Source organism: Streptococcus sp. SG2, assembly GCF_030439925.1.
In the GTDB taxonomy this organism is placed as follows: Bacteria; Bacillota; Bacilli; order Lactobacillales; family Streptococcaceae; genus Streptococcus; species Streptococcus gordonii.
The window spans coordinates 390,192-414,695 of sequence record NZ_JAQFJD010000002.1; the positions used below are offsets into that span (position 1 = coordinate 390,192).

Genomic DNA, 24,504 nt, shown 5'->3' on the forward strand with positions numbered 1-24,504 from the left:
GCATTTATGTTATACTGAAAACATGGAAAAAAACGATATTGTCTATGGTGTGCATGCGGTGACAGAGGCTCTCGCAGCTAACACTGGAAATAAACTCTACATTCAAGACGACCTGCGTGGCAAAAAGGTCGATAAAATCAAAGATTTAGCTGCAGAAAAAAAGGTTTCGATCTCCTGGACGCCCAAGAAGACCTTGCAGGAAATGACTGACGGAGCCGTTCACCAGGGCTTTGTTCTGCGAGTGGCTGAGTTCGCCTATACTGAGTTTGAGGTTCTGTTGAAAAAAGCAGAGCAGGAAGACAATCCACTATTATTGATTTTGGACGGGCTGACTGACCCGCACAATTTTGGCTCTATCTTGAGGACGGCTGACGCAACTAATGTGGCTGGAGTCATCATTCCCAAGCATCGTGCGGTCGGTGTGACACCAGTTGTAGCCAAGACTTCAACGGGTGCCATTGAGCATATTCCCATTGCTCGTGTGACCAATCTCAGCCAGATCTTGGACAAGCTCAAGGAAGCTGGTTTCTGGATTTTCGGTACGGATATGCAGGGGACGCCTTCCCATAAGTGGAATACAGCAGGCAAGCTAGCCCTCATCATCGGCAATGAAGGCAAGGGTATTTCCAGCAACATCAAGAAGCAGGTGGACGAAATGCTGACGATTCCCATGAATGGCCATGTCCAAAGCCTCAATGCCAGTGTCGCAGCAGCTATTCTCATGTATGAAGTCTTTAGAAATCGGGTGGGCTAATGCAAGTACTTGGAAGTTATGCGTTAGAAAAATATCAAACAGAAAAGTTTGAACCGATTATTTATGATATCTATCATAATAAAGGAGAAGATAATTATTGCTTTTGCTTTGAAATCACTGAGGAAGCAGATCAGTATCCCTTAGAGGATTTATTGACCCAATATTCCTTGAATTGCACGGATTTATACGGTCAAGAAAGTCAAGTAAATGACACTTTGAAATATCTGGTTGAGGTTGAAACCTTATCCAGTGCTAAGGCGGATCTCATCAGTATTCTCAATTTTTCTACAATTTTAAATAAAGAGATTGTGAATTATGTAAAAGGAAAATATGAGTACCTTGCTGAAAAGAGGTGTATGAGTTCCTTTTATATGGGAAATCAAAAAGTGGAAGTTCCTGTGCTTGCTTACCGAAATGATAACTCTGGGATGGTTTCTTTCCAAAATAAATATCCAGAAGTACAATTAACAAATTTATTTTTAGAAGATAAAAAATATGATGTTGAGTGCCTAGATGGGGAATGGACCTGTATTGAATTGCTTAATGATAGAGCAAACCTGATTTTAAAAGATCCACAAGATGAATATTTCCAATATATTTTTGATTTGAAAGGCTTTCAAGGTGTCAGTCCTGTTTTAGACTGACCTAGCGGAATAACTTTCCTAAAAGCAAGAATGTTTAACAGCTAGTCCTAATAAGGTGGTCATTCAAAGCACCACTAATAACCTGCTTATGTCCATGGAGAATCCTCTCTGTGGGAACTAAAAAATGATGGAGAATAAGATGACCTTTAAAATTTTAACGGATTCTACAACAGATCTGCCTGAAAAATGGGCAGCTGAACATGATGTTACAATCTTAGGCTTGACCATTCAGCTGGATGGAGTGACCTATGAAACAGTAGGGGAAAACAAACTGACCAGTAAGACCTTGCTTGAAAAGATGAAGGCAGGAAGTCAACCAACTACCAGCCAAATTAATGTAGGTCAGTTTGAAGATGTCTTTAGAGAATATGCGAAAGCTGACACGCCGCTGTTGTATGTAGCTTTTGCTTCCTTGCTATCTGGGACCTATCAAAGTGCTGTTATGGCTCGGGACATAGTCTTGGAAGACTATCCTCAAGCTGTGATTGAGATCCTTGAGAGTCGGGCTGCTTCTATGGGGGAAGGGCTTCTGGTAATGAAGGCTGTCGAGGCACGATCAGAAGGTAAATCACTAGCTGAGACCTTGGATATTTTACTGGCTTTGCGACCAAAAGTTCAAACCTATTTCTTAGTGGATGATCTGAATCACTTGGTGCGGGGTGGAAGAATTTCAAAAACAGCTGCCATGATAGGTAGTCTGGCTAGCATCAAGCCAATTATTGCAGTTCAAGCGGATGGAAGTTTGAAACCAATTGCCAAGGTAAGAGGAAAGAAGAAGGCCCAGGCAGAGTGTGTTCGCATGCTTTTAGAAAATATAGCAGATGATCGTGCAGTGATTGCTCATGCAGATGCTGATCAGGATGCTGAGAGTCTGAAGGAACAGCTATTAGCAGATGGCCGAGTGAAAGAAGTCTTGATTGAACCACTTGGACCAGTTATTGCAACCCACGTTGGACCAGGAACTTTAGCTTTATTTGGCTTCGCTAAAAACGACCGAGATTAAGAAACAAACTTGAAAACGAAAACAAGCTAAAAAGTGAAATATTTCCGGCAAAGATATTGACTTTTGGCCTAAAAATTTGGTATGATAGTAGGCGGTATTGTTTACCCCATTTGTAAGGCCCCGGAACCTTTCAAATAACTTGCGGACCGGAACATCCGCCCTGTAAACAAAAACGATATTCAAATAGGAGAAATCATGAACAAAACAACATACATGGCTAAGCCAGGTGAAGTTGAACGCAAATGGTACGTAGTTGACGCTACTGATGTACCTCTTGGACGCCTTTCTGCTGTTGTAGCAAGCGTACTTCGTGGAAAAAATAAACCAACATTCACACCACACACTGATACAGGTGACTTCGTAATCGTTATCAACGCTGAAAAAGTTAAATTGACTGGTAAAAAAGCTACTGATAAAGTTTACTACACTCACTCAATGTACCCAGGTGGATTGAAATCTATCACTGCTGGTGAACTTCGCTCTAAGAACGCTGTTCGTTTGATCGAAAAATCAGTTAAAGGTATGCTTCCACATAATACTCTTGGCCGTGCTCAAGGTATGAAATTGAAAGTATTTGTAGGCGCTGAGCACACTCACGCTGCACAACAACCAGAAGTTCTTGATATTTCAGGACTTATCTAAGGAAAGGAACAAATAAGCTATGTCACAAGCACAATATGCAGGTACTGGACGTCGTAAAAACGCTGTTGCACGCGTTCGCCTTGTTCCAGGAACTGGTAAAATCACTGTAAACAAAAAAGATGTTGAAGAGTACATCCCACACGCTGACCTTCGCTTGGTTATCAACCAACCATTCGCAGTTACTTCAACTGCTGGTCAATACGACGTTTTCGTAAACGTTAATGGTGGTGGTTATGGAGGACAAGCAGGGGCTATCCGTCACGGTATCGCTCGTGCCCTTCTTCAAGTAGACCCAGACTTCCGCGATTCTCTTAAACGCGCTGGACTTCTTACTCGTGATGCTCGTATGGTAGAACGCAAGAAACCAGGCTTGAAAAAAGCTCGTAAAGCATCACAATTTAGTAAACGTTAAAACTTATTTAAACTTATTGAAAGCATTTCGTATCAAAAATACGGGATGCTTTTTCTGTTCACCCCAAATTTTTGTAACTAGGTGATACTTGAAATTAATACAAATTTGGTTGTTTTTGATAAATCTAAGCAACACTACATGATGAAGTGAAAGGGGATGAATCTTTGATAGTATTCACTTATTGTGAAATATGATATATTTATTAATTAGATGGATGAATACTTCTAGAGTTAAATATAGTATAATAGGGACATACTTTTTGGTTTATTTTTGTTTGTAGTCGGATTATGAAAGAATATCCAATATTATGCGATAAGATAGAATGTTACAAAAAAGAAAGGGGATGCAATCCGATGAAGAAAGACAGATTAATTGTATTGACAGATGCTGTTCTAGCAATTATTATGACCATCTTGGTTTTAGAGTTAGAAAAACCAACAACACCAAGTCTTGAAGCTTTTTGGGATTTACGGCAAAATTTCTTTGCTTGTTTTCTTTCCTTTTTCTGGTTGGGATCGTTATGGATGGCACTAAACACATTATGGGAAAAGGTTGAGAAAATTTCCTCAGAAATTATTTGGTGGAATTTGTTTCTACTCTTGGAGCGGCAGGAGTTCTCTTTGGAGAATTTCATGCCATCCAAGATACCAGTCTGAATGATGTGGTGGACCGGATCTATATAAATGTCAAGGATTTACCGTTTCAGTCCTTGGGAGCTTTAGCTAATATCCTGTCTGATATTAAGAAGGGACTGATTCAAGACAGTCATATCTGGTCTTTCTTCCAGTCATTTTTCAAACAATATCAGTTGATAATCAGCTTAAATCAGATCTATCAGTTTGTCTATCTTTCTCTGATGGAGATCATGTCCTATCTTCACTTTGATTATTGGAAAAAAACGGCTCGGTCAGGAGCTAGTATGAATAAGGAGAACAAATGAAACGTTTAAAAATGTTATGGCATATTATGCAGGTTACGGGTTTTACTCGGTTTGCTCTGAGTTTTGTGACCTTTGTTTTTGGGTCAGGAGGCGTGCTTTTCCTAGTTGAACCTGCTATCACAAATTACGGAGACGGTCTTTGGTATGCTTTTGTGACTTCGACGACTGTCGGCTACGGGGATCTCCTAGCTGTGACCTTGATTGGAAGGATTACCAGTGTCTTCTTGACGATTTATGGGCTCATATTTTTTGGCTGTTTATCAGCTGTTATTTTTAATTATTATACCAATTTAAATAAGGAAAGAGGAGAGGACAAATGACTGCCAATTATTCAACACGGGAATACCGTGAGAAATTATACGATGACCTTCATGTTCGATTGAGAGATACAGCGATTTTGATGTGTGCAATTTTTATTGCCTCTATCGGACTAAATATGAATTCAACAGCTGTCATTATAGGAGCCATGTTGATTTCACCTCTCATGACACCGATTGTTGGACTGGGATTCGGTTTAGCTATTTTTGATACGCGTTTAATCAAGCAATCTCTAGAGGTTTTATTGACTCAAGTGTTGGTCAGTTTGCTTGTCTCGACTCTGTATTTCTGGATTTCTCCCTTGTCTTATGCAAGTAGCGAGTTGATTGCACGAACCTCTCCAACCATTTGGGATGTCCTCATTGCTATTGCTGGTGGGATTGCTGGTGTGATCGGTTCAAGGAAAAAAGAAGCAAACAATATCGTGCCAGGAGTAGCCATTGCTACAGCTCTGATGCCGCCTATCTGTACTGCTGGCTATGGTTTAGCTAATGGGAATGTACGATTTTTATTGGGGGCTCTCTATCTTTTCTTGATCAACTGTGTCTTTATCATGCTAGCCAACATTGTTGGAACAAGAATTTTGATGAGAAAATCTCCTTTAACTTCATTTAAAGAGCTGAGCATTAAAATGAGAATTGGCTTGATATCTTTGATTGTATTGTTGATTCTTCCAGCTAGCTATTCGGCAGTTACTCTGACAATAGAACAAGCGCGCAAAGAAGGGATCAAACAGTTTGTAGGAAAAGAATTCGCCAATTATACGGTTATTAATCAAGTCTACAAGTCAAGTAACAATGAATTGGTCTTGACGGTTGTTGGAGATCCGATTTCAGAAGAAGAATTAGAAACACTCCACCAAAAACAAGCCTCTTACGGTATTCAATCTGTTCAATTGAAAGTGAATCAAGTTCAGAACTCGCCAACATTAGATAGTGAAGCGACCAAGGAATTTTATGAAAACATTGACAAGTATATTGATCAAAAACTCTCTGAAAAAGATTCACAAAACGATCTCGTAAAAGAAAATGAAGCAGACAAGGATTGAGGACAATGAACTGAATCGGTTTTTACGCCGTGTTTTTCTTGTATCTTCCTCTTTCTTACTTATAGCAGGTTGTTTTTGCTTGAATAAGAAATAAATTAGAAGTTCTATCATCTAAGAAAAATGATGAACAAAAAATCATTTAACTAATGGTGTGAACGTTTAGTGTTTATCAGCTCCATTCTCTGTAATTTTGGGGGTAAAATCCACACCATTCGGATAAAATTAGTTGAATTTGATTGGAAAAAAGCTTTTATAAAAGCGGAGAAAAGTCTTGATATTACGCTGTTTTTAGTCCAACTGAAATTCATACTTTCCAAACCAGGCTTGAAAAAGGCCCGTAAAGCATCACAATTTAGTAAACGTTAATTCGTTACTGGACAGCAGAATACAAACGAAAACACTTTGCATCTTGCAAGGTGTTTTTTTCTATGAGAACTGGCGGTGCGCAATTAGGATAGCTCTAGCGACTTTAGTCGCATAGAGATATGCTATGCACAGTTGCCTCAAGAAAACAATGCTTCTTGGTCCACCCTGTTAGACAAGCTTCAAAACCAAGGAATCCAACAGATTTCTCTTGTAGTTACAGATGGCTTTAAGGGGCTTGAGCAGATTATCAGTCAGGCTCACCCATTAGCTAAACAACAATGTTGCTTAATTCATATTAGTCGAAATCTAGCTAGTAAAGTGAAACGAGCAGATAGAGCGGTTATTCTGGGGCAATTTATAATGATTTATCGTGCTGAAAATTTAGAAATGGCAGGACAAGCTTTAGAGGACTTTCTCGCCGAATGGAAACCAAAGTATAGGAAAGTCATGGAAAGTCTGGAGAAGACGGATAATCTTTTAACTTTTTATCAGTTTCCCTACCAGATTTGGCACAGCATGTATTCGACAAACCTCATTGAGTCTCTTAACAAAGAAATCAAACATCAAACGAAAAAGAAGGTTCTTTTTCCTAATGAGGAGGCTCTGGAACGTTACTTAGTTACGTTGTTTGAAGATTATAATTTCAAGCAAAGTCAACGAATCCATAAAGGGTTTGGTCAATGTTCTGATACACTTGAAAGCTTATTTAATTAACACTCCGTAACTCTACTTAAGTGTTTACACATAATTATTGACAGTATCAAAAAATAAAGTATATTGTTTTCATCATAATATAATTAAATATCAGTATAGAGAATTTTATCTATATATCAGATATCAGCAATTGCTTTTGCTGTCATTTTTCGCTACAATAGTTACAAGGAGGAAATAAACATGTTAAAAGAAGTATTAAACGTCGCAAAAGTTGCGAAAAAATCATCTCTCTTCTTAGGAGGGGTAGCATTTGGGACGCTTGGCTTGAAAGTCTTAGCAAGTAAAGAAGCTAAGAAAGGCTATTCTAAGGCCTTGGCTAAAGCTTACAAATTGAAAGATGGACTGGATGCATCTGTTTCTGTTGTAAAACAACACGGTGATGATGTTTTACAAGACGCTAAATATTTATACGAACAGGAAAAGAAAGAAGAACAATTAGATAGCCTGACAGGTGAATAATATGTCTTTTAAAGTGCTACACAGAGGATATCAACATATCCGATTATCGTCCTCGTTTTCACTGACCTTGGATATTCAAGATTATCTTCGTTCCTTGGCTAAAGATGAAAAAGGGATCGACTCTATTCAGTTTTATATGGATCAGCAGCACTTTACTCTACGTATGAAAGAAGGCTTCTCTGTATTAGAAAATGCAGAGGCCTTTTTAAAAAAAATTGACAAGGGGAAAGTTTCGGACTTGATGACTCTTCCCATTCGTAGAGAAGAGAGTGCTTATTCAATTGTATCGGGTGCAGCGATTAAGCGTTTGCTGTTTCGAAGTTTTGTACCCTACCCTATTCGTTATATTTGGACTTGTTATCAGGCTTTGGGTTATGTCAAAGAAGCCTATCAAACTTTAGCGCGCAAGGAACTAACCATGGAGGTCTTGGACTGTTCGGCCATTTTGTTGTCCTTGTTTATGAACCAATCCAAGACAGCTAGCAACATCATGTTTATGCTTGATTTGGGTAATCATCTGGATCAGTGGTCTTTAAAAAAAACAGCAACAGATTTGGAACAAAGCCTTCTTGCTAAAGAAAGTGATGTTTTCTTAGTGCGGGGAGACATGGTCATCAGCATCAAGAGTTCTGATGTTCAAGTAGGTGATGTATTAGTTGTCTCCCAAGGGAATGAAATCTTGTTTGACGGCCAAGTGGTTTCAGGATTAGGCATGGTCAATGAGAGTTCCTTGACTGGAGAGAGCTTCCCTGTTGAAAAGAAAGAGGGAGATTCTGTATGTGCGAATACTGTTTTGGAAACAGGAGAGTTAAGAATTCGTGTGACTGATAATCAGATAAACAGTCGTATTTTGCAACTCATCAATCTGATGAAAAAATCTGAAGAGAGTAAGAAGACAAAACAACGTCATTTTATTAGGATGGCAGACAAGGTTGTAAAATATAACTTCTTAGGTGCTGGTTTGACTTATCTGTTAACAGGTTCGTTTTCAAAAGCCATTTCCTTTTTATTGGTGGATTTTTCATGTGCTCTAAAAATATCCACACCTGTAGCCTACCTTACGGCCATAAAGGAAGGTCTAAATCGAGAAATGGTTATTAAAGATGGTGATGTATTAGAAAAATATCTGGAAGTGGATACTTTCTTGTTTGATAAAACGGGTACCATCACGACGAGTTATCCTTTGGTTGAAAAGGTTCTTCCTTTCGGAGATTATACTGAGAAAGATATTTTAAGAATAAGTGCATGTTTGGAGGAACATATCTATCATCCTATTGCCAATGCAATTGTTAAACAAGCTGAAATTGAAGGCATTGAACACGAAGAAATGCATGGCAAGCTTCAGTATGTTGCAAGCAAAGGGATTAAATCGCAAATTGATGGTCAATCGGTTGTCATTGGAAATTATGTACTAATGCAAGACGAACAGGTAAGAATTAGTTCTGAGCAGCTGGCCTTGATTGAGCAATATAAGACTCATTACAATTTATTGTTTTTGGCTTATAAGAAAGAATTAATTGGGATGTTTTGTATCCACACTCCCTTGAGAAGCGAGGCGAAAGTTGCATTGAAAAAGCTAAAGCGCCAAGGGAAAAAACTGATTCTGGCAACTGGTGATACGTTGGCTAGAACAGAAGAGTTGGTTAAAGATCTGCCATTTGACAACGTTTATACTGATTTAAAACCAGATGGTAAGTTTCAGTTGGTTCAGGAATTACAGAAAGCTGGCCGAACTATTTTGATGGTTGGAGACGGGTTAAACGACTCTGCTGCCTTGACGCTTGCAGATATTGGGGTTGTGATGAATGAAAGTGCTGATATTTCTAAGCAGATGAGTGATATTTTATTATTAGATAATCGTTTAGATTTCTTCGAGGAATTGAATTCTTTATCTGAATCGTTGCAGAAATTAATTCAAAGAAATATTCAAGAAACAGTTGTAATAAATGGAAGTTTAATTGGATTTGGGTTGTTAAATTGGTTAAGCCCATCTAATCTTTCGATATTGCACAATCTGACTACTTTAAGAATCGTCCTTCGTAGTCTTTCTATTAAAACTAGGTAAGAGACCGAGAAGCTGAGGTTATAAAAACTAAAAGGAGTTGTCTCATTTGAGAATAACGGCTCTTTGTCAACTGTAGTGGGTTGATGGAAAATTATACCCTGGAGAGGACCAAATTGGTTCTCTCCTTTTAAATATTGAAAAAACCATTGGCAGTGGACATACTTTAAGACTATATATTTCTGAAACTAGTTTCACAATACAAATATTGACATGCAATTATTAATTGGTGGATTTGAAGTTGACATCTACAAAGGTTAATGTTAGAATACATTCAAAAATATATTTGAATGAGGTGTTTTATGATTCAAAATATTGTTACTTCAATAATCCTGTATTCTGGGACAGCCGTAGACTTACTTATTATCCTAATGTTATTTTTTGCCAAAAGAAAAAGCAGAAAGGACATCATTAACATCTATTTAGGACAATTTCTAGGCTCTGTTAGTCTAATATTCCTAAGTTTGCTTTTTGCATTTGTCTTAAATTATATTCCTAGTAAAGAGATTTTAGGTTTACTCGGTTTGATTCCAATTTTCCTAGGCCTCAAAGTTTTGCTTTTAGGAGATTCTGATGGAGAAGCTATTGCAAAAGATGGTTTGCGAAAAGACAATAAAAACCTGATTTTTCTAGTCGCTATGATTACTTTTGCAAGTTGTGGCGCTGATAATATTGGTGTCTTTGTCCCATATTTTACCACCTTAAATTTAGCGAATTTGATAGTGACTTTACTTACTTTTCTAGTCATGATTTATCTCTTGGTTTTTTCTGCCCAAAAATTAGCACAAGTCCCTTCTGTTGGAGAAACTTTGGAAAAATATAGTAGATGGTTTATTGCCGTTGTCTATTTAGGATTGGGGATGTATATCCTGATTGAAAACAACAGCTTTGACATGCTATGGGCTGTGTTAGGCTAGGAGAAAAAATTATGAAAAAAGATAGTATCTGTCAAGTGGATGTTATAAATCAACAAAATGTTACAACCGCAACGAACTACCTTGAAAAGGAAAAAGTCCAAAAATCACTTCGCATTTTATCAAAATTTACCGATAATAAACAGATAAATATCATCTTTTATCTCCTTGCCGTCGAAGAACTCTGTGTCTGCGATATAGCCTGTTTATTAAATCTCAGTATGGCATCTGCCTCCCACCATCTTCGTAAACTAGCCAATCAAAACATCTTGGACACTAGAAGAGAGGGGAAAATTATATATTATTTTATAAAGGATGAGGAAATCAGAGATTTTTTTAATCAACTAGGATAACAACTATTTTTACTACTTTTCCATGATTATAGGGAGATTATATATGAAATTTTTTGATGAAAATTACTCACAAGAAATACCTACTCGTATTAAATGTTTAAGAAAAAAGTATAATTTAAAGCAAAGCGACCTAGGTAATGCAGGTCAAGTTAGGCAAATTGAAAAGGGAGAAATTTGAAAGAATTTGTATCTTTTATTTTTTGTTTCATTTATGCCCTATGCTACTGGAATAGTTAGTAGTCATTTCATGAATCATACGGCACAGCTCTTTTATGGACTGATCGTTATTGTTTCAACGGTAGCAAACTGGTTTTTACATAAAGTAATTGATAAACCCAATATAGATCAGAAAGAATTACTTGAAGCTACCGCACAATATAGGAAGTTATTGATACCTGACCTAATAATTAAAGGAGTGGGATTGATTCTGTCCTTAATTCTCTATCCTCCGATTATGATGTATAGTGTTTTAATTGCGGCATTTTACATCATAACTTTAAAAACACTATCCGAAAAAAGAGTGAATAACTAAAAAACGGTGACCAAAGTTAGGTGTATTATTTTAATGCTTAGAGACCTAAACTATTCCCTATTTTAAAAATATTGATTCAGATTTTATGAAATTAAAAAGTAGATATTGTTCAGAAAATCCTTGATATTACGCTGTTTTTAGTCCAACTGAAATCCATACTTTCCAAACCAGGCTTGAAAAAAGCTCGTAAAGCTAGCCAGTTCTCTAAACGTTAATTCGTTACTGGAAAGCAGAACACAAACGAAAACACTTTGCAGTTTGCAAGGTGTTTTCTTGTATGAGAACTGGCGGTGTGCAATTAGGATAGCTCTATCGACTTTAGTCGCATAGAGATATGCTATACACAGTTGCCACAAGAAAACAAGCGAAGTGATGTTTAATTGAGTGGCAACCACTGAACTCAAAACGTTAATCAAGACAAGCTTGCTCTTTCTCGTATGGGGTGAATTTTTCCCTTCTAGACATAAAAATACCTCTTAAGTAGATTTTGGTTATTTAACATGTCTACTTAAGAGGAATCATATCAATAGCGGATGGTTCTTTCGTCTTGCACCTAACGGAGCGAGATGGACTGAAAGTCACATAAAATAAAACGGTAAGCTAGAAATTACTAGCCTACCGTTTTGTTATAATGGGAAAGTATTTAATTATGTAATGATGACAAATTGAAAATACGAGTTAAATCAGTGTACATGCTATATTATGGTTAATATAAATTTACTTACTTTTTTCGATGATTAGTTCTCCAGATCTAATTTCCCAGACTTGGTCAAAGTTCTTCAGTGCTTCATTCTGTCGGTGTAAAGTAATGATGACAGCACACGGTAAGTCTAGTACTTTTTTCAATTCTGCCTCGAACTGATGAGCATCCAAGGCTGAAAAAGGTTCATCCATAATAACTAATGGACTCTGACGGTTTTTTTCTCGATTGAGGTACATACGTTGTTGTTGACCACCTGACAGGGATTGAGGAGGTGTTACTTCGAACTCTGCATCCTCAAACTCTGCAGGAAAAGTATTGAATAGCGTAACATTATTTTTATAACTAGATATGAAGCTATGCTCTTGCTGCAAGATCAGGCCAAATTTCCCCCAAAGCTGATTTAGAGGAAGATTATTCAGCAAAATCTCACCTTGGAAATCCTCATCCGTACCATTTAAAATATTGAGTAGGCTACTTTTACCTGATCCGTTCTCTCCCATAAGGGCAATCTTCTCTCCTTTATGAATAGTGGCAGAAGAAATCTTCAATGTTGATTTCCCGAGTTGTTTAGAAAGATTCTTCAATGTGATCGTTTCAAAAGAAAGCTGTGGTGCCTGAATTGAAGATGGATGCTTAACGATAGTTTGAAAGCTTTTAATTACAGGTTTTACCGACTCCAACATTTGCAGATCGTAAAGGATTTCTTGAATTGGTTCTGAGAAGGCTGTAATATAACCAAAACTGGCCACCACCTCAGGGATACCAATTTGCTGATGGTATAGAGAGTATGCTAGATAGGAAAAAAGAAATAGACTGATGAATTCAAAAGAAATACCCGTCAAGAGAATACCTGTAATTTTAGTCAAACCATACCCAAGATACTTATCCTGCAAATTTTTAAGAGAACTTCTTTGTTGCTCTATAAAATGAGGTAGAGTGAGTTTATTAACTAAGTGATGTCCTCGGAATAGATCCTCCAAGGTCCGATAATAATCACCTTGCTTTTCAAGATAGGTTGTTCTACGCTTCGCAGTCAATTGACCAACGATCTTTGGAATTTGAATACTGATGGCCGTTGAAATCAGTAGGATCAGTGCCACTATAGGGTTGATTGTTCTGGTAATAATGATGGTATAAATCAAGATTCGTAGAATCTGCTTAAAAAAACTCATCAGTGGAGGTAGATAATCTTTTTCCAGTGAATCAAGGTCATTAGATTGGTAAGAAATGTATTCCGCGACTGTTTTCTGCTTGAAATCATGGTGGGCAAGTCCTAAAAGAGATTGAAACCAGTCATTCTTTAGATTTGTCGAAAAGAGAATAGCCTGTTTCCAGTCAAGTCGCATTTGAATATAGTTGCAGGTCAGGTAACCTATAACTGCAATACAATAACCTGACAAAGCTATTTGATAGTGCCCACGAATTAACTCTTGTGTAAAGTATGGAAGAAGAGCAGTACAAATATTGGACAGTCCGCTAAAGAGAAAATTAAAGAAAAGATACCAGCGCAGAGGCTTAAGGTATTGAAGCATAGACGAAACTCCTTGCTAGTGCTGTTTTTTTACATATTTCAGAGCAATTTCTGCTCTTACCTGATTCAGATAAGGCAATTCCAGGACATTGGGTGCAATAATTGGCATTTGTACAAGTACTACAATTTTTGCTATCTTTTAAAGTATATGTTGTGATCTTGTTAAACATCGATTTGTTCCATATTTCTTTTATAGAAGTGTGATAGATATTTCCAATACTTATACTATAAAGGGAACATGGTTGTACTGAACCTAAACAAGTTATATAAAGTGATATCTGAACAGAGCTACAAGTTAGAAAGTTTTCGTTTTTATCAATAAAACGGACACCGTTTATTATATCTATCTTTTTCTGTATTGTAACAAGTTGTTTAAGAGTTAACGATTTTACTCTAACTTTATTGTTGACGGTACCCCTTCTCCTACCGATAACTATTTATTATCACTAGTATACCATAGATTCCTATCTCTAATATGTTTTCAATTGTAGCTTTCTTATTTTTTATACTCTCAAAGACTTTTGAACAGCCTTATAGTGATTTTTTCTTCAATAATTGAATGTGTGACATTTTATCTCTCAGCCATAACAACGCACCATTTTTGGTGCGTTTCTAAATTTTGTGCTATAATAGAAATAAATAAAAGGAGGACCTTCATGATAGGAGAAAATATTAAAGCGTTACGTAAAACACATGATCTAACCCAGCCTGAGTTCGCAAAGATTGTTGGTATCTCTCGAAATAGCCTAAGTCGTTATGAAAACGGGACAAGTTCAATTTCGACAGAATTAATAGATCGTATTTGTCAGAAATTTAATGTTTCCTATATCGATATTGTAGGAGAGGAAAAGATGCTCACGCCAGTGGAAGATTACCAGCTCACTCTGAAAATTGAAGTGATTAAAGAACGAGGGGCGAATATCTTAGCGCAACTTTATCGTTTACAAGATGAACTAGAAATTGCATTTGATGATGCTAATAATCCTTGGGTTCTAATAAGCGATGATCTTTCTGATTTGATTAACACGAAGATTTATCTTGTTGCAACTTTTGAGGATGTGGAGCGATATAATGGCTATTTGGATGGCATTGAACGTATGTTAGAACAAGCTCGTCATCTGGTGGTGGCTTAATGAAACTAGAAGAATTTAGTCAAGATGATTTTGAACGAGCATCCAGACGACTCGTTCGTTCTTTAACTCGTGGTAAAACAACTTCGTCTCAGCCCAAGGCTATCTTGCTAGGTGGACAGAGTGGTGCTGGGAAAACAACGATTCATCGTATTAAACAAAGGGAATTTCAAGGTAATATCATTATCATTGATGGAGATAGTTATCGCTCTTTTCATCCGAACTACCTTGGCTTACAGGAAAAGTATGGAAAAGATAGTGTGGATTATACCAAAGTATTCGCGGGACAAATGGTTGAATATCTCGTAGATGAATTGAGTAAACAAGGTTATCATTTGTTAATCGAGGGCACCTTGAGAACAACAGAAGTTCCTAGAAAAACGGCACAATTATTGATAACTAAAGGATATCAAGTCTCACTTGCACTAATAGCGACCAAGCCAGAATTGTCCTATCTCAGTACTTTGATACGTTATGAGGAGCTCTACGCCATAGATTCTAGTCAAGCTAGAGCAACTCCTAAAGCACACCATGATGGAATTGTAGAACATATGGTTGATAACTTACGGGAGTTAGAAAATGATAAACTTTTTAGACAAATTCAAATTTATCAAAGAGATCAATCGTGTGTTTATGATTCGCAAGTAGACGAAACCTCAGCAACAGAAGTTCTACACGAATGCCTATTTGGAAAATGGAGTAAGGTGGAGGAAGAGATGTTGAAGTTGGGACAGGAACGGTTGAGAGAGATGGGGGGAATTAATAAGTGACGAAGGGCTAATTTATGAGTACATGATAATAAAAGCTCATAAGATTTTCTAGTAAAATAGAATTGAACGAACTAGTTACGAAAGGAAGTCTTATGAGCTGCCATCATTTTACTATAGTTGAGCATGAAAGTATTCTCATTTACCGTACGCAGGATCTAACCCCCCCTCAAATTACTAAGTTATTTCACTTAATATAGGATAAATCCATCCTATATTTTTGCTTTTGTTGCTTAATAATGGTATGATAAACAAAAGGAGGCGATGACAATGCAAATTAATCTTGAAAATTTAATTCCAATCACGGAGGCAAATCAGAATTTCTCTAAAGTTGCTCGAATGGTTGATAGTAAGGGTACAGCTGTTATTTTGAAAAACAATAAACCTAAATATGTTTTAGTTGACTATAACACCTTGGTTCAAGAAGAACAGACAGAAGCTGTTGTTGCAGATCAAGCTAGTGTTGACGAGGTGGCAAGTTCTATCTTGTCACGCCACCTAGAAGCCTTGAAGGAATTAGCTAATTGAAGAGATTAACCGTTGAACAGGTTGTTGCCTTACATAGTCAATTGATTATATCTACGGGAGGAATGGATGGTGTACGAGACAAGGGGTTAGTTGAGGCCTCGCTTTCGAATGTTTTTGACACTTATTTTGGAGTTGATCAATATCCAACTATTGAAGAAAAGGCATCTAGGCTTTGTTATTCTTTGATTAAGAATCACGCTTTTTTAGATGGAAATAAGCGCATTGGTATTTTTGTAATGCTTGTGCTACTAGAACTTAACGATATTGTGCTTGATTGTACTGATGAAGAGTTGGTTCATCTCGGATTGGGTGTAGCGGCATCAGAATTAACCTACGAAGATATTTTAGATTTTGTAAAAAGTCATTGATACAAAAAGCAAGTGACTATTAAAAATTACTTGCTTTATTTTTTAATGATTCGAAGGTAATAATGGTGTGAACTTTTTGGTAAAATCTAGCTCAATTCGTGTATTTTTAGTGTAAAATTCACACCATTCAAATGAAAGTTATTCAAATTAGATGAAATTGTTCTTTCTGAAAACGTGAGAAAACATTGATTTTAAGCGCATTTTGAAACGTATTCAAATAGAAGTGTTTCCAACCAGGTCTTAAGAAAGCCCGTAAAGCATCACAATTCTCAAAACGTTAATCAATACGATTATATCAACGTTTACAGACATTCAAGAATTTTCTCTTGGATGTCTTTTTTGTTTCAAAAATCTAAAGTTCACCCCATATTCACCCCATCAATTTTTTAGGCTATGAAATGCAATATCACCTACGGTCTGATTAACTTTGTCTTTAGTGTTAACATAGGTCTTTGTAATTTCCTTGTCACTATGGGTTAGCGCTCCAGAAATTTCCTCAAGCGAAACTCCAGTTCAGGGTATCTTCGTCAGACTGGTTCGATACTATAATTTACGTAGTTCCTAATTACCTTGAAATTCTAACTAAATGGTTAAACCATTATGTATAATAAAAGACTCCATTTATCAGATGAAATCTTAATTAATGGAGTCAAATCTTTTGTTATTTTGATGTTACTTATAAGCTTTTAGTTGTGAATTTTAACCACTCAGTTAGGTATTCGTTAATTTCTTTCATTAATACATCTAGATCTTCTGTTAAATCAATTGCACCATATAATTCTAAATGGCCAGAAAAGAGTTTCTCGTACTTTATTTTCTTGGTAAGAAGAATGATTGATTTATAATCAGTAGTGTTAGTGTTCTTTATACTGTCTATTTTAGTATTCACTGTATTTTGGGAGAGAATTATGATAAAATATAAGCTATTATTTGTATCTTTAAATACTTTAATAGTTTTTTTGTTAGGCAATATTTGATATTCTAATGAATATTTTTTACATAATTTGTTGATTTTAATTATCAATTTGATTATTTTTAGACAGAAAATATTTTTTGCCTCTCATTCTGTTGTTTTATAATTATGATAAAATAAATTAAAAAAGAAATATCGTATTGTCATAATTGGTCAGAAAATTGTCATAATATAACTACCCATATATAGTTAGAGGGAATAGAGATGCTAAACATTTATGTTTTGGAAGACGAAATACTACAACAGTCTCGCATGGAGACTATTATTTATAAGGTGCTAAAAGATGAAAATTTAAAAATTAATAAGTTTGAGATTTTTGGAAAGCCATCTCAATTATTAGCAGAGATAACTGAGAGAGGGGATCATCAGTTATTTTTTTTAGATATTGAGATCAAGGATGAAGAAAAAAAGGGATTAGAGCTTGCTTATCAAATTAGAAAGCTCGATCCCAATGCAACCATTGTCTTTGTGACTACCCATTCTGAGTTTATGCCATTAACATTTAGATATAAAGTTAGTGCTTTGGATTTTATTGATAAGGCACTTGGTGATCTTCATTTTTATGAAAGAGTAAAATCAGCGATTGAATATACATTGGAAAAAAATGGAAGTACTGTTGCTCATGATTCTTTTAAATTCGAAACATCACTATCTCGTGTCCAAGTTCCATTTAATAAAATTCTTTATTTTGAAACATCGCCTACTGTGCATAAGGTTATTATGCATACGATAGATGAAAGATTAGAATTTTATGCTGGAATTTCTGAGATTGAAAAAACGGATAATAGGTTATACAGATGTCACAAGTCATTTGTCGTAAATCCTGAAAACATTAGTAAGATTGATAAGGAAAATAAGCTAATTCTATTTGAAAATGGAGAAAGTTGCTTAGTTTCTAAGACTAAATTAAAGAAACTCAAGGAAAGGTTAGATTTTTAAAAGGTTTTAACTTTGTATATCAATAATTTTTTGCTTGAAGAAATAACATTTGTTGTTCATACTATCGTAGTTTTAATGCTATATCAACAAATTACAGGGGACAAGGTACGTTTTTATCTTTATTTTCTATTACCAATCATTTTTAGAGTATTATTTTATATTGTTCCACCAATAGGATATTTTTCTTCATTATTATTTTGGTTAATTTACTCATTATATAAAAATAAATTTAGTAATCGAACATTAGCTGTATTTTTTGGTCTATATCCAGTAGTTGTCGAAAGTTTATTTAGTAGGGTTATTGCATTTGATTTATTACCGATGTTTGGTGTATCAATAAATATTACAAATAAATTTCCGGTATTATCACTATTGATTGAACTGTTAATATTTCCAACATTTTATTATTTGACTAAAACTATCCAGATCGACTTTAAAAATTTGCAAATTGGGTTTTCTAAAAATCAATTAAAATATTATTTGTTAACATTTGATATTTCAATGGCATTTTATTTTATATTGCTTCAAATTTTTTCTATTTTTACAGACGTGATTCCAAATGCACTTAAATTAAGAGAGAATTTAGTAGGGATATACGTTATTTACTTTCTGATTATGCTAATTTTTTTGCATTCTAAGATCACTGATGAGATTGATAGAGAGTTGAAGGAGCAGAAAGATAACCAACTTCAGAACTTAGAAAAATATAGTAGTCATATTGAGTCCTTATATGAGGAGATACGATTATTTAGGCATGACTATATAAACATTATTACAAGTATAAAATCAGGTATTGAGTTAAACGATATAGCATCTATTCAAAATGTATATGATACAGTTTTATCAAAAACCGTAAAAGATTTTTCGGATAGAAAATACGATATTGCTAATCTTTCCAAAATTGAAAACACTGCCCTAAAAAGTGTCTTATCAGCAAAATTACTTGAGGCTTATAATAAGGGGGTTGAAATTGCTATAGAGGTGGATGGTAGGCAAGATTTATATTCATTTGAATTGCTAGATTTTATTACAATTATTTCAATTCTTTTAGATAATGCCATAGAGGCAACATTATTATCAAAAGATCCGGAAATTAACATTGCTATTTTTTCTCATAATGATAGATTTTATTTTATAGTTGAAAATAAGACAAAGGAGGAAAGTGTAAATAGGAATAATATTTTTAAAAATGGTTTTTCAACAAAAGGTGAAGAACGAGGGATAGGGTTATATAAAGTGACACAGATTTTAGATAAGTATCCTAGTGCATCTATTAGAACTCAAAGTTTTTCATATGTGTTTAGACAGACAATAGAAATACAAAAAAACTACAGATTTAGTTATCTGTAGTTTTTTTATATATTTTAGTGACTTCCAAAGATTTTCCACCAATTCATGAGCTACACCTCTTTTTTATTTGCTGAAAGTATAAAGTCGGTAATGAAGGAAGCGATTGGATTGTTTTTGAGGAGCCAAACCCTAATTTCGATGAAGATTACCTAACTGAATATATTATTGAAAGTAATAATACTGTTTCTGATAAAGTAAGGTCCGATTCTGATAATTGATAAAAATTAATGTTGAATAATGTTATCTTATAGTCATCAAAACAAAGGAGATAGTCATGTTTTCATTGCATAATATTAAGAAAAAATTTGGATCAAAGAATGTGCTTAAGGATATCTCGTTTACTATTAAGGAAGGCGATAAGATAGCTTTGCTTGGATGTAACGGAGCAGGGAAATCCACTTTATTTAAAATTATTGCTGGACAAGTAAAGAGCGATAGTGGACTTATAAAAACTCAATTGGATTTTAAAAATGATATTGGAATGATGCCTCAAGATGATCTTTTGATTAAAGATTTGACAGTAAAAGAACTAGTTTTGCTTAAAGCATATATGAATAAACTAAAGGACTTTGAAGTGGAATCAATGCTTTCTAAGGTAGAACTCTTAGATAAGAAAAAAGACTTAGTAGGTGATTTATCGGGAGGGCAACAGAGAAGATTGTCCTTATTATTATCATTATTAAATAACCCTAGATTACTTTTTTTAGATGAACCAACAACTGGTATGGATTTGGCTTCTATAGATAATTTTTGGGAATTATTAAAAGATAGTAGTTGTACATCTGTAATTGTAACTCATGATTTCAATCAGATTGACCAGTTTTTTTCAAGGGTGTTGATTTTAAAAAATGGATATATTTTAGCAGATGAATCTGTCGCTGAAATTCATAAGACAGGAAAAACAATTGAACAATATTATCGAGATTTGAGTAATTTGGAGGAAAAACATGATTAGTCTTATTCAATTTAAACAAGTATTGAGAAATAAACGTTTTATTCTTTTTACTTTATTTATTCCAGTTACATGGTATATGATCTTGAATAATCTTCAAGGAGATATGATGCCAAATATCTTATTGAGTATTGCGGTATTTATCGGTGTAATTGGGAACAGTTTGGCGACATTTAGTAAAAGGATTTCTTCGGAAATAGAGTTTTATAAATTAGAATCAAGTTTTTCAAATTATAGCATAGTTAATTATCTTTTGAGTCAAAGTTTAGTTCAGGTCTTGTTGAACGGATTGATTTTTGCGGTAGTAACTTTAGTTGCAACCATATTTTTTAGATTGCCATTTAGCAATTTGTTAATCTATCAGTTTATTTTATTAATGTTTATGGGAATGTACTTTAGTTTTATTGGTTTTGTAATTGGAGTTCGTGTTGATTCTAAAGTTATTGATACTATTAGCTTTCCTATTATTGTACTTGCTTCAATTACCATTATTCCTTTCTCTCACCTAGCTGTCGAAAGTGATTTTGTAAACACAGTAAGTACAATTCAAAAGATATTTCCAGGATATTATTATAGTCAGATAGTTAATTCTTTAGTAACGTCAAAAGAAATTCAAATTACGGATGTATTGCTATTTGTACTCACAATTGTTATTAATTTACTGCCATTATATTTATTAATACCAGATAAAAAATCTCTGAAAATGAATAAATAAATTTTAAATAGATGACAATCGTATTTATAGTTTTAGATTGTTAATTTCTGAATTGGTCTTTAAAATTACTTTTGGGAGATCAGTTTCATCATAATGGACAACTAATTTTTGAACAATCTAGTGTATGAGTTTTACAATCAGCTATATTTGCTCAATGTTGTTTGATTGGATGGCAACCACAGCACTCAAAACGTTAAAATTTATTTACGTATATTCCAAGCATCTCCTTATTGGGATGCTTTTCTTATATTCTAAAATCAAATGCCTTAGCAATATTTAAAAACACCCTCATCCATAGTTCTGCTAGAATCGTAGGATAAGAGTGTTTTTTATAAGAACGACAGACGATGATTATTTATCGTCTTTTTTTATAATGTTTTTAACGCCTTCGATAGCTCCTTCAACTGCACCTTTAGCGTCTTCTGCAACTTCTTTTGCTTTTGAAGCAACTTTTTCAGCAACGCCTTCAGCTTGTGTTTTTGTATCGCCAGTTAATTTACCGACTCCTTCTTTAACAGAACCTTTAGCTTGGTTAAATTTTTCTTCTAATGACATAGTGTCACCTCCATTAAGTGAATGATTTGTTTCTCTGAATTCAATACAGTTGATTTTAAAAATTAAATATATTCATCTCAGATTATTACGAGTATATTCTTTTTAAAATGATAAGTCAAATTATTGCTACGGTATTCTGAAAGCAGGAACGAGTCATTATTAGATAGCAAATAACGATGGGTTAATAGGTCACCACATTGATTTCGCCTTTGTCATATTCTGCAATGAAGATATCTGATACATCGTCAAATCCTTCTTTTTTGAGTTCATCCATTAACCATTCTTCAGTTTTACCAATAGTCTCTAAAATTTCAATCTGAACAACACCATCGGTAACGATAGGGTACTTAGGATTTTCATCACCCATTCTCACAATGATTAATTGGCCATTTTGCTCGATGACGGCTCTTTTGACCTCTTTCAATTGAAAGACTCCTTGAGAACGTAATTTAAGAGCGACATCTGATGCTGAAAGTCCTTTTGAGCGACAAGCTTCTGGATCTAATTGTCCATTTTTGATGATGATGGTGGGCTTTCCATCAATCAAGTGCTTGATGTAGGAAACATTGGTATTCAGCCATTTAAGGAGCAGGATGAGAATAGTCCAGATAATGAGGATAACAACGTATTGGATGATGGTAATCGAGCTATTGTAGATAACCCCACCGATAATACCCCCGAGAACAAAGTTTTGGATTTGATCTACTGCAGAACTTGGTGCTAAATTTCCTTTACCTGTTACGTTAATAACAAAAACAAGAGAAAGTAGCCCAAAGGCCAATTTAATTGCAATCGTAGCAAAAAAGCTTATCATTTTTCAACCTCCACGAGTTCAACGTCTGATTTATAGAGTTCCATCTTTTCTAACAAATAGCTATCTTGGTCAGTCCCGCTAATGGCACGATAAAAATTGTCGCCAACCTTAATAATAGCTCCATCAGTAGTAGCTGAAGTATTGACATAAATATCTTTTTTATCAACACCTAACTCTTTTGATACAATCTCGATGAAGTGTAAGGAACTACGAAATTGATTATCATTGGATTGGCTGTTTTGAAAATTCGTAATGCTAATCAATACAAAAGCAATTAACGTCAAAATAGAAATGAGCGATAATTCACGGAACTTACTCCCTCTTTTATCTTTGAAAGCCTTAAATGCAAAGAATCCAGTCACAATCACTAAGAATGTCGACACAATAATCATGGTCCAATTCTGTTGACTAATCTGACTGAGAACATAGTCATATGAATAGAATTTCATAAGATTTCTCCCTTTTTTAAATTCAATCTATTATAAAACAATTTGTTACTTCTATCAATGTATTTATTTGAGAAAGTAACTTGCTTCATCAAGGGATTATATTACTTTTCGAAATTCATATTCTGTCCAAAAATCAACATGTTTTTTGATGAGAAATATTGGTGTTTTGACTTATTAATTGTGACGATGTCATAATATCCTCAATCTATCACAAAATTTTTTAATAAATAATAATCTAGTGGTATAATAAGAGAAATTATTTGAGGTTGCTGGAGGTATTTATGGCTTTTTTAAATTACAATAAAGATGAAAAGTTAGAATTTAATTATAAGAGAGCATGTGAACTATGGCTAATTGTAGTAGCGGTGATTATTTCAGTAGCTACCTTAACAGGAGGGAAACAAATAATAAATATGCCAGTGTTTAGTATTGGGTATGTTATTAGTTTTTTCTCAATCAATATGAATAAAAAAGTATTGAATAGATTATCCAACGGTTCTTCAAATACATTTCAAAATAAAGTATCATTATATGCTATTTTTTTACTATTTATTTTAATGTTTTTACTAGGTGGTCCTTTTTTTGCAACTGAAAATTGGAGATTAATTTGGTTGGGGGCATTAATGGCAACCGCACTACATTTTTTTCCGTATTATTTTGTACATGGAAAATCAATGATATCTTTAGGTCTTATTTGTGTCATTAATATTTCTGTAGGATATATTTTTACGGATATTCCATTAGAGGTGATCGCATATATTGACTCAGCAATTAAGTTTGTATTTGGAATATATTTACTAATTTTTTCAAAGCCATCAAAACAGAGCTAAGGCATAGTTCATAGTGTACTGTTGCAAAATCATTTGAGATAAATGAAGAATTAGCAAAATAATAGGGGTACTATTTTGGGAAAATATCAGAAAATATGGATGTAGATAATGATGGGAGGTGCTTTACATTGATAAGGTTAGAGCTACTTTCTGAAGAAAATAGTATAGATGTCTATTCTTTTGAAAAAGAAAATCGGGAGTATTTTGAGCAGAGTTTGCCTCCTAGACCAGCTAACTATTTTGATCCAGAAGGCTTTAAAGAAATTACAAGGGAATTGTTAACGGAACAAACGAATCGGGATGTCTACATGCATCTTATTAGAGATTCGCAAGGTGCTATGGTTGGAAGAATCAATTTAAGTGTCTTAGAGAATGATCAAAAAACAGCGGAACTTGGATATAGGATTGGAGAAAATTACACTAATTTAGGCTATGCAAGCGAAGCGGTTAAACTTGTTTTAGACAAGGCATTTCATACTTATGGTTTAAATAAGATCGTTGCGGGAACGGAAACGGATAATCTGGCTTCTCAGAGAGTGCTTTTAAAAAATGGTTTTACATTTAGTAAGATTATAGAAAATGACTTACAAATTCACAATGAGTGGGTGCATACAGCAGTATTTGAGATAACGAGACCATAATATCATCATTTCCAGTTTACTGACAGAACCAATGGGATTATCGATCTATACAGACATTCAAGAATTTTCTCTTGTGTGTCTTTTTTTACCTATTTGGC

At 34.6% G+C, this 24,504-nt stretch carries 31 protein-coding genes and 1 pseudogene; 26 read left to right on the plus strand and 6 right to left on the minus strand.

Annotation, left to right across the window (positions count from 1 at the left end; translation table 11 throughout):
- The first annotated feature begins 22 nt into the window (after positions 1-22).
- From rlmB to PCY09_RS05780, 16 genes are all read left to right on the plus strand, one after another.
- Positions 23-754 (plus strand): 23S rRNA (guanosine(2251)-2'-O)-methyltransferase RlmB, encoded by a 732-nt coding sequence (gene rlmB, locus PCY09_RS05705; RefSeq protein WP_125396853.1) that lies wholly within the window; start codon positions 23-25, stop codon positions 752-754.
- Positions 754-1,398 (plus strand): hypothetical protein, encoded by a 645-nt coding sequence (locus PCY09_RS05710; protein ID WP_125396854.1) that lies wholly within the window; start codon positions 754-756, stop codon positions 1,396-1,398. The genes rlmB and PCY09_RS05710 overlap by 1 nt, the downstream gene beginning before the upstream one ends.
- A 139-nt stretch (positions 1,399-1,537) precedes the next feature.
- Positions 1,538-2,401, plus strand: coding sequence for a DegV family protein (locus tag PCY09_RS05715; protein ID WP_046165022.1), 864 nt, complete (start codon positions 1,538-1,540; stop codon positions 2,399-2,401).
- Between the two features lie 195 nt (positions 2,402-2,596).
- A complete protein-coding gene (gene rplM / locus PCY09_RS05720) occupies positions 2,597-3,043 on the plus strand; it encodes a 50S ribosomal protein L13 (RefSeq protein ID WP_003026230.1) in 447 nt (148 codons plus the stop codon).
- 19 nt (positions 3,044-3,062) lie between these two features.
- A complete protein-coding gene (rpsI, locus tag PCY09_RS05725; protein WP_008808378.1) occupies positions 3,063-3,455 on the plus strand; it encodes a 30S ribosomal protein S9 in 393 nt (130 codons plus the stop codon).
- Between the two features lie 353 nt (positions 3,456-3,808).
- Positions 3,809-4,111, plus strand: coding sequence for a TMEM175 family protein (locus PCY09_RS05730; protein ID WP_006151097.1), 303 nt, complete (start codon positions 3,809-3,811; stop codon positions 4,109-4,111).
- Complete coding sequence (locus tag PCY09_RS05735; protein WP_000397555.1) at positions 4,036-4,395, plus strand: hypothetical protein; 360 nt, start codon at positions 4,036-4,038, stop codon at positions 4,393-4,395. Before PCY09_RS05730 ends, PCY09_RS05735 begins: the two co-directional genes overlap by 76 nt.
- Entirely contained in the window at positions 4,392-4,715 is a 324-nt protein-coding gene (locus PCY09_RS05740) for a potassium channel family protein (RefSeq protein ID WP_000825751.1), read from the plus strand. The genes PCY09_RS05735 and PCY09_RS05740 overlap by 4 nt, the downstream gene beginning before the upstream one ends.
- Entirely contained in the window at positions 4,712-5,761 is a 1,050-nt protein-coding gene (locus tag PCY09_RS05745; protein ID WP_000126416.1) for a DUF389 domain-containing protein, read from the plus strand. Before PCY09_RS05740 ends, PCY09_RS05745 begins: the two co-directional genes overlap by 4 nt.
- Positions 5,762-6,238: 477 nt before the next feature.
- Complete coding sequence (locus PCY09_RS05750; protein WP_255260894.1) at positions 6,239-6,841, plus strand: transposase; 603 nt, start codon at positions 6,239-6,241, stop codon at positions 6,839-6,841.
- A gap of 180 nt (positions 6,842-7,021) precedes the next feature.
- Positions 7,022-7,300 carry a DUF6110 family protein gene (locus PCY09_RS05755; RefSeq protein ID WP_002893755.1) on the plus strand — a complete coding sequence of 93 codons (279 nt, stop codon included), beginning with the start codon at positions 7,022-7,024 and terminating at the stop codon, positions 7,298-7,300.
- Between the two features lies 1 nt (position 7,301).
- Positions 7,302-9,365 (plus strand): heavy metal translocating P-type ATPase, encoded by a 2,064-nt coding sequence (locus PCY09_RS05760; RefSeq protein WP_009660066.1) that lies wholly within the window; start codon positions 7,302-7,304, stop codon positions 9,363-9,365.
- Between the two features lie 299 nt (positions 9,366-9,664).
- On the plus strand, positions 9,665-10,279 hold the full coding sequence (locus PCY09_RS05765; protein WP_002911684.1) for a CadD family cadmium resistance transporter: 615 nt from the start codon (positions 9,665-9,667) through the stop codon (positions 10,277-10,279).
- An 11-nt stretch (positions 10,280-10,290) separates the two neighbouring features.
- Complete coding sequence (gene cadX, locus PCY09_RS05770; protein ID WP_000711078.1) at positions 10,291-10,629, plus strand: Cd(II)/Zn(II)-sensing metalloregulatory transcriptional regulator CadX; 339 nt, start codon at positions 10,291-10,293, stop codon at positions 10,627-10,629.
- A 43-nt stretch (positions 10,630-10,672) separates the two neighbouring features.
- Positions 10,673-10,807 (plus strand): hypothetical protein, encoded by a 135-nt coding sequence (locus tag PCY09_RS05775; protein ID WP_023024363.1) that lies wholly within the window; start codon positions 10,673-10,675, stop codon positions 10,805-10,807.
- Between the two features lie 69 nt (positions 10,808-10,876).
- Positions 10,877-11,161 carry a hypothetical protein gene (locus PCY09_RS05780; protein ID WP_014334291.1) on the plus strand — a complete coding sequence of 95 codons (285 nt, stop codon included), beginning with the start codon at positions 10,877-10,879 and terminating at the stop codon, positions 11,159-11,161.
- 717 nt (positions 11,162-11,878) lie between these two features.
- On the opposite strand, the gene PCY09_RS05785 is transcribed toward PCY09_RS05780, so the two are convergent.
- Both PCY09_RS05785 and PCY09_RS10465 read right to left on the minus strand, forming a co-directional pair.
- Positions 11,879-13,396, minus strand: coding sequence for an ABC transporter ATP-binding protein (locus PCY09_RS05785; RefSeq protein WP_061601559.1), 1,518 nt, complete (start codon positions 13,394-13,396; stop codon positions 11,879-11,881).
- Positions 13,380-13,832 carry an SPASM domain-containing protein gene (locus PCY09_RS10465; RefSeq protein WP_312023778.1) on the minus strand — a complete coding sequence of 151 codons (453 nt, stop codon included), beginning with the start codon at positions 13,830-13,832 and terminating at the stop codon, positions 13,380-13,382. The genes PCY09_RS05785 and PCY09_RS10465 overlap by 17 nt, the downstream gene beginning before the upstream one ends.
- 219 nt (positions 13,833-14,051) lie before the next feature.
- On the opposite strand from PCY09_RS10465, the gene pezA reads away from it, so the two are divergent.
- The 4 genes from pezA to PCY09_RS05810 all read left to right on the plus strand — a co-directional run bounded on the left by pezA (position 14,052) and on the right by PCY09_RS05810 (position 16,188).
- Positions 14,052-14,528 (plus strand): type II toxin-antitoxin system antitoxin PezA, encoded by a 477-nt coding sequence (gene pezA, locus PCY09_RS05795; protein WP_061601558.1) that lies wholly within the window; start codon positions 14,052-14,054, stop codon positions 14,526-14,528.
- Positions 14,528-15,295 (plus strand): type II toxin-antitoxin system toxin PezT, encoded by a 768-nt coding sequence (gene pezT, locus PCY09_RS05800; RefSeq protein ID WP_046165029.1) that lies wholly within the window; start codon positions 14,528-14,530, stop codon positions 15,293-15,295. The genes pezA and pezT overlap by 1 nt, the downstream gene beginning before the upstream one ends.
- Positions 15,296-15,562: 267 nt before the next feature.
- Positions 15,563-15,820: a type II toxin-antitoxin system Phd/YefM family antitoxin gene (locus tag PCY09_RS05805; protein ID WP_046165030.1), complete on the plus strand. Its 258-nt coding sequence runs from the start codon at positions 15,563-15,565 to the stop codon at positions 15,818-15,820.
- On the plus strand, positions 15,817-16,188 hold the full coding sequence (locus tag PCY09_RS05810) for a type II toxin-antitoxin system death-on-curing family toxin (RefSeq protein WP_046165031.1): 372 nt from the start codon (positions 15,817-15,819) through the stop codon (positions 16,186-16,188). Before PCY09_RS05805 ends, PCY09_RS05810 begins: the two co-directional genes overlap by 4 nt.
- A 378-nt stretch (positions 16,189-16,566) precedes the next feature.
- Here PCY09_RS05810 and PCY09_RS10470 read toward each other — a convergent pair.
- Positions 16,567-16,698: pseudogene (locus tag PCY09_RS10470) on the minus strand (site-specific integrase); the annotation flags it as partial.
- 667 nt (positions 16,699-17,365) lie between these two features.
- On the opposite strand from PCY09_RS10470, the gene PCY09_RS05815 reads away from it, so the two are divergent.
- From PCY09_RS05815 to PCY09_RS05830, 4 genes are all read left to right on the plus strand, one after another.
- Positions 17,366-18,100, plus strand: a complete 735-nt coding sequence (locus PCY09_RS05815) for a LytTR family DNA-binding domain-containing protein (RefSeq protein WP_061594943.1) — start codon at positions 17,366-17,368, stop codon at positions 18,098-18,100.
- A gap of 12 nt (positions 18,101-18,112) precedes the next feature.
- A complete protein-coding gene (locus PCY09_RS05820; RefSeq protein WP_227250347.1) occupies positions 18,113-19,450 on the plus strand; it encodes a GHKL domain-containing protein in 1,338 nt (445 codons plus the stop codon).
- Between the two features lie 274 nt (positions 19,451-19,724).
- Complete coding sequence (locus tag PCY09_RS05825) at positions 19,725-20,405, plus strand: ATP-binding cassette domain-containing protein (RefSeq protein ID WP_061601552.1); 681 nt, start codon at positions 19,725-19,727, stop codon at positions 20,403-20,405.
- Complete coding sequence (locus PCY09_RS05830; protein WP_008808392.1) at positions 20,398-21,117, plus strand: hypothetical protein; 720 nt, start codon at positions 20,398-20,400, stop codon at positions 21,115-21,117. The genes PCY09_RS05825 and PCY09_RS05830 overlap by 8 nt, the downstream gene beginning before the upstream one ends.
- A gap of 351 nt (positions 21,118-21,468) precedes the next feature.
- On the opposite strand, the gene PCY09_RS05835 is transcribed toward PCY09_RS05830, so the two are convergent.
- The 3 genes from PCY09_RS05835 to PCY09_RS05845 form a co-directional block, all read right to left on the minus strand.
- A complete protein-coding gene (locus PCY09_RS05835) occupies positions 21,469-21,672 on the minus strand; it encodes a CsbD family protein (protein WP_008808393.1) in 204 nt (67 codons plus the stop codon).
- 181 nt (positions 21,673-21,853) lie between these two features.
- Positions 21,854-22,486, minus strand: a complete 633-nt coding sequence (locus tag PCY09_RS05840) for a DUF421 domain-containing protein (protein WP_125396856.1) — start codon at positions 22,484-22,486, stop codon at positions 21,854-21,856.
- Positions 22,483-22,935, minus strand: a complete 453-nt coding sequence (locus tag PCY09_RS05845) for a DUF3290 family protein (protein ID WP_060956251.1) — start codon at positions 22,933-22,935, stop codon at positions 22,483-22,485. The genes PCY09_RS05840 and PCY09_RS05845 overlap by 4 nt, the downstream gene beginning before the upstream one ends.
- 281 nt (positions 22,936-23,216) lie before the next feature.
- Between PCY09_RS05845 and PCY09_RS05850 the strand changes: the two genes are divergently transcribed.
- Complete coding sequence (locus PCY09_RS05850) at positions 23,217-23,765, plus strand: DUF6609 family protein (protein ID WP_125396857.1); 549 nt, start codon at positions 23,217-23,219, stop codon at positions 23,763-23,765.
- A 128-nt stretch (positions 23,766-23,893) separates the two neighbouring features.
- Positions 23,894-24,406, plus strand: coding sequence for a GNAT family N-acetyltransferase (locus PCY09_RS05855; protein ID WP_125396937.1), 513 nt, complete (start codon positions 23,894-23,896; stop codon positions 24,404-24,406).
- Positions 24,407-24,504 lie beyond the last annotated feature (98 nt).

What these genes read in the sequence shown, in the direction of transcription:
- rlmB (WP_125396853.1), top strand. Translation starts at nt 23, where the DNA reads ATGGAAAAAAACGATATTGTCTATGGTGTGCATGCGGTGACAGAGGCT.
- PCY09_RS05710 (WP_125396854.1), top strand. Translation starts at nt 754, where the DNA reads ATGCAAGTACTTGGAAGTTATGCGTTAGAAAAATATCAAACAGAAAAG.
- PCY09_RS05715 (WP_046165022.1), top strand. Translation starts at nt 1,538, where the DNA reads ATGACCTTTAAAATTTTAACGGATTCTACAACAGATCTGCCTGAAAAA.
- rplM (WP_003026230.1), top strand. Translation starts at nt 2,597, where the DNA reads ATGAACAAAACAACATACATGGCTAAGCCAGGTGAAGTTGAACGCAAA.
- rpsI (WP_008808378.1), top strand. Translation starts at nt 3,063, where the DNA reads ATGTCACAAGCACAATATGCAGGTACTGGACGTCGTAAAAACGCTGTT.
- PCY09_RS05730 (WP_006151097.1), top strand. Translation starts at nt 3,809, where the DNA reads ATGAAGAAAGACAGATTAATTGTATTGACAGATGCTGTTCTAGCAATT.
- PCY09_RS05740 (WP_000825751.1), top strand. Translation starts at nt 4,392, where the DNA reads ATGAAACGTTTAAAAATGTTATGGCATATTATGCAGGTTACGGGTTTT.
- PCY09_RS05745 (WP_000126416.1), top strand. Translation starts at nt 4,712, where the DNA reads ATGACTGCCAATTATTCAACACGGGAATACCGTGAGAAATTATACGAT.
- PCY09_RS05755 (WP_002893755.1), top strand. Translation starts at nt 7,022, where the DNA reads ATGTTAAAAGAAGTATTAAACGTCGCAAAAGTTGCGAAAAAATCATCT.
- PCY09_RS05760 (WP_009660066.1), top strand. Translation starts at nt 7,302, where the DNA reads ATGTCTTTTAAAGTGCTACACAGAGGATATCAACATATCCGATTATCG.
- PCY09_RS05765 (WP_002911684.1), top strand. Translation starts at nt 9,665, where the DNA reads ATGATTCAAAATATTGTTACTTCAATAATCCTGTATTCTGGGACAGCC.
- cadX (WP_000711078.1), top strand. Translation starts at nt 10,291, where the DNA reads ATGAAAAAAGATAGTATCTGTCAAGTGGATGTTATAAATCAACAAAAT.
- PCY09_RS05775 (WP_023024363.1), top strand. Translation starts at nt 10,673, where the DNA reads ATGAAATTTTTTGATGAAAATTACTCACAAGAAATACCTACTCGTATT.
- PCY09_RS05780 (WP_014334291.1), top strand. Translation starts at nt 10,877, where the DNA reads ATGAATCATACGGCACAGCTCTTTTATGGACTGATCGTTATTGTTTCA.
- PCY09_RS05785 (WP_061601559.1), bottom strand. Translation starts at nt 13,396, where the DNA reads ATGCTTCAATACCTTAAGCCTCTGCGCTGGTATCTTTTCTTTAATTTT.
- pezA (WP_061601558.1), top strand. Translation starts at nt 14,052, where the DNA reads ATGATAGGAGAAAATATTAAAGCGTTACGTAAAACACATGATCTAACC.
- pezT (WP_046165029.1), top strand. Translation starts at nt 14,528, where the DNA reads ATGAAACTAGAAGAATTTAGTCAAGATGATTTTGAACGAGCATCCAGA.
- PCY09_RS05805 (WP_046165030.1), top strand. Translation starts at nt 15,563, where the DNA reads ATGCAAATTAATCTTGAAAATTTAATTCCAATCACGGAGGCAAATCAG.
- PCY09_RS05815 (WP_061594943.1), top strand. Translation starts at nt 17,366, where the DNA reads ATGCTAAACATTTATGTTTTGGAAGACGAAATACTACAACAGTCTCGC.
- PCY09_RS05825 (WP_061601552.1), top strand. Translation starts at nt 19,725, where the DNA reads ATGTTTTCATTGCATAATATTAAGAAAAAATTTGGATCAAAGAATGTG.
- PCY09_RS05830 (WP_008808392.1), top strand. Translation starts at nt 20,398, where the DNA reads ATGATTAGTCTTATTCAATTTAAACAAGTATTGAGAAATAAACGTTTT.
- PCY09_RS05835 (WP_008808393.1), bottom strand. Translation starts at nt 21,672, where the DNA reads ATGTCATTAGAAGAAAAATTTAACCAAGCTAAAGGTTCTGTTAAAGAA.
- PCY09_RS05840 (WP_125396856.1), bottom strand. Translation starts at nt 22,486, where the DNA reads ATGATAAGCTTTTTTGCTACGATTGCAATTAAATTGGCCTTTGGGCTA.
- PCY09_RS05845 (WP_060956251.1), bottom strand. Translation starts at nt 22,935, where the DNA reads ATGAAATTCTATTCATATGACTATGTTCTCAGTCAGATTAGTCAACAG.
- PCY09_RS05850 (WP_125396857.1), top strand. Translation starts at nt 23,217, where the DNA reads ATGGCTTTTTTAAATTACAATAAAGATGAAAAGTTAGAATTTAATTAT.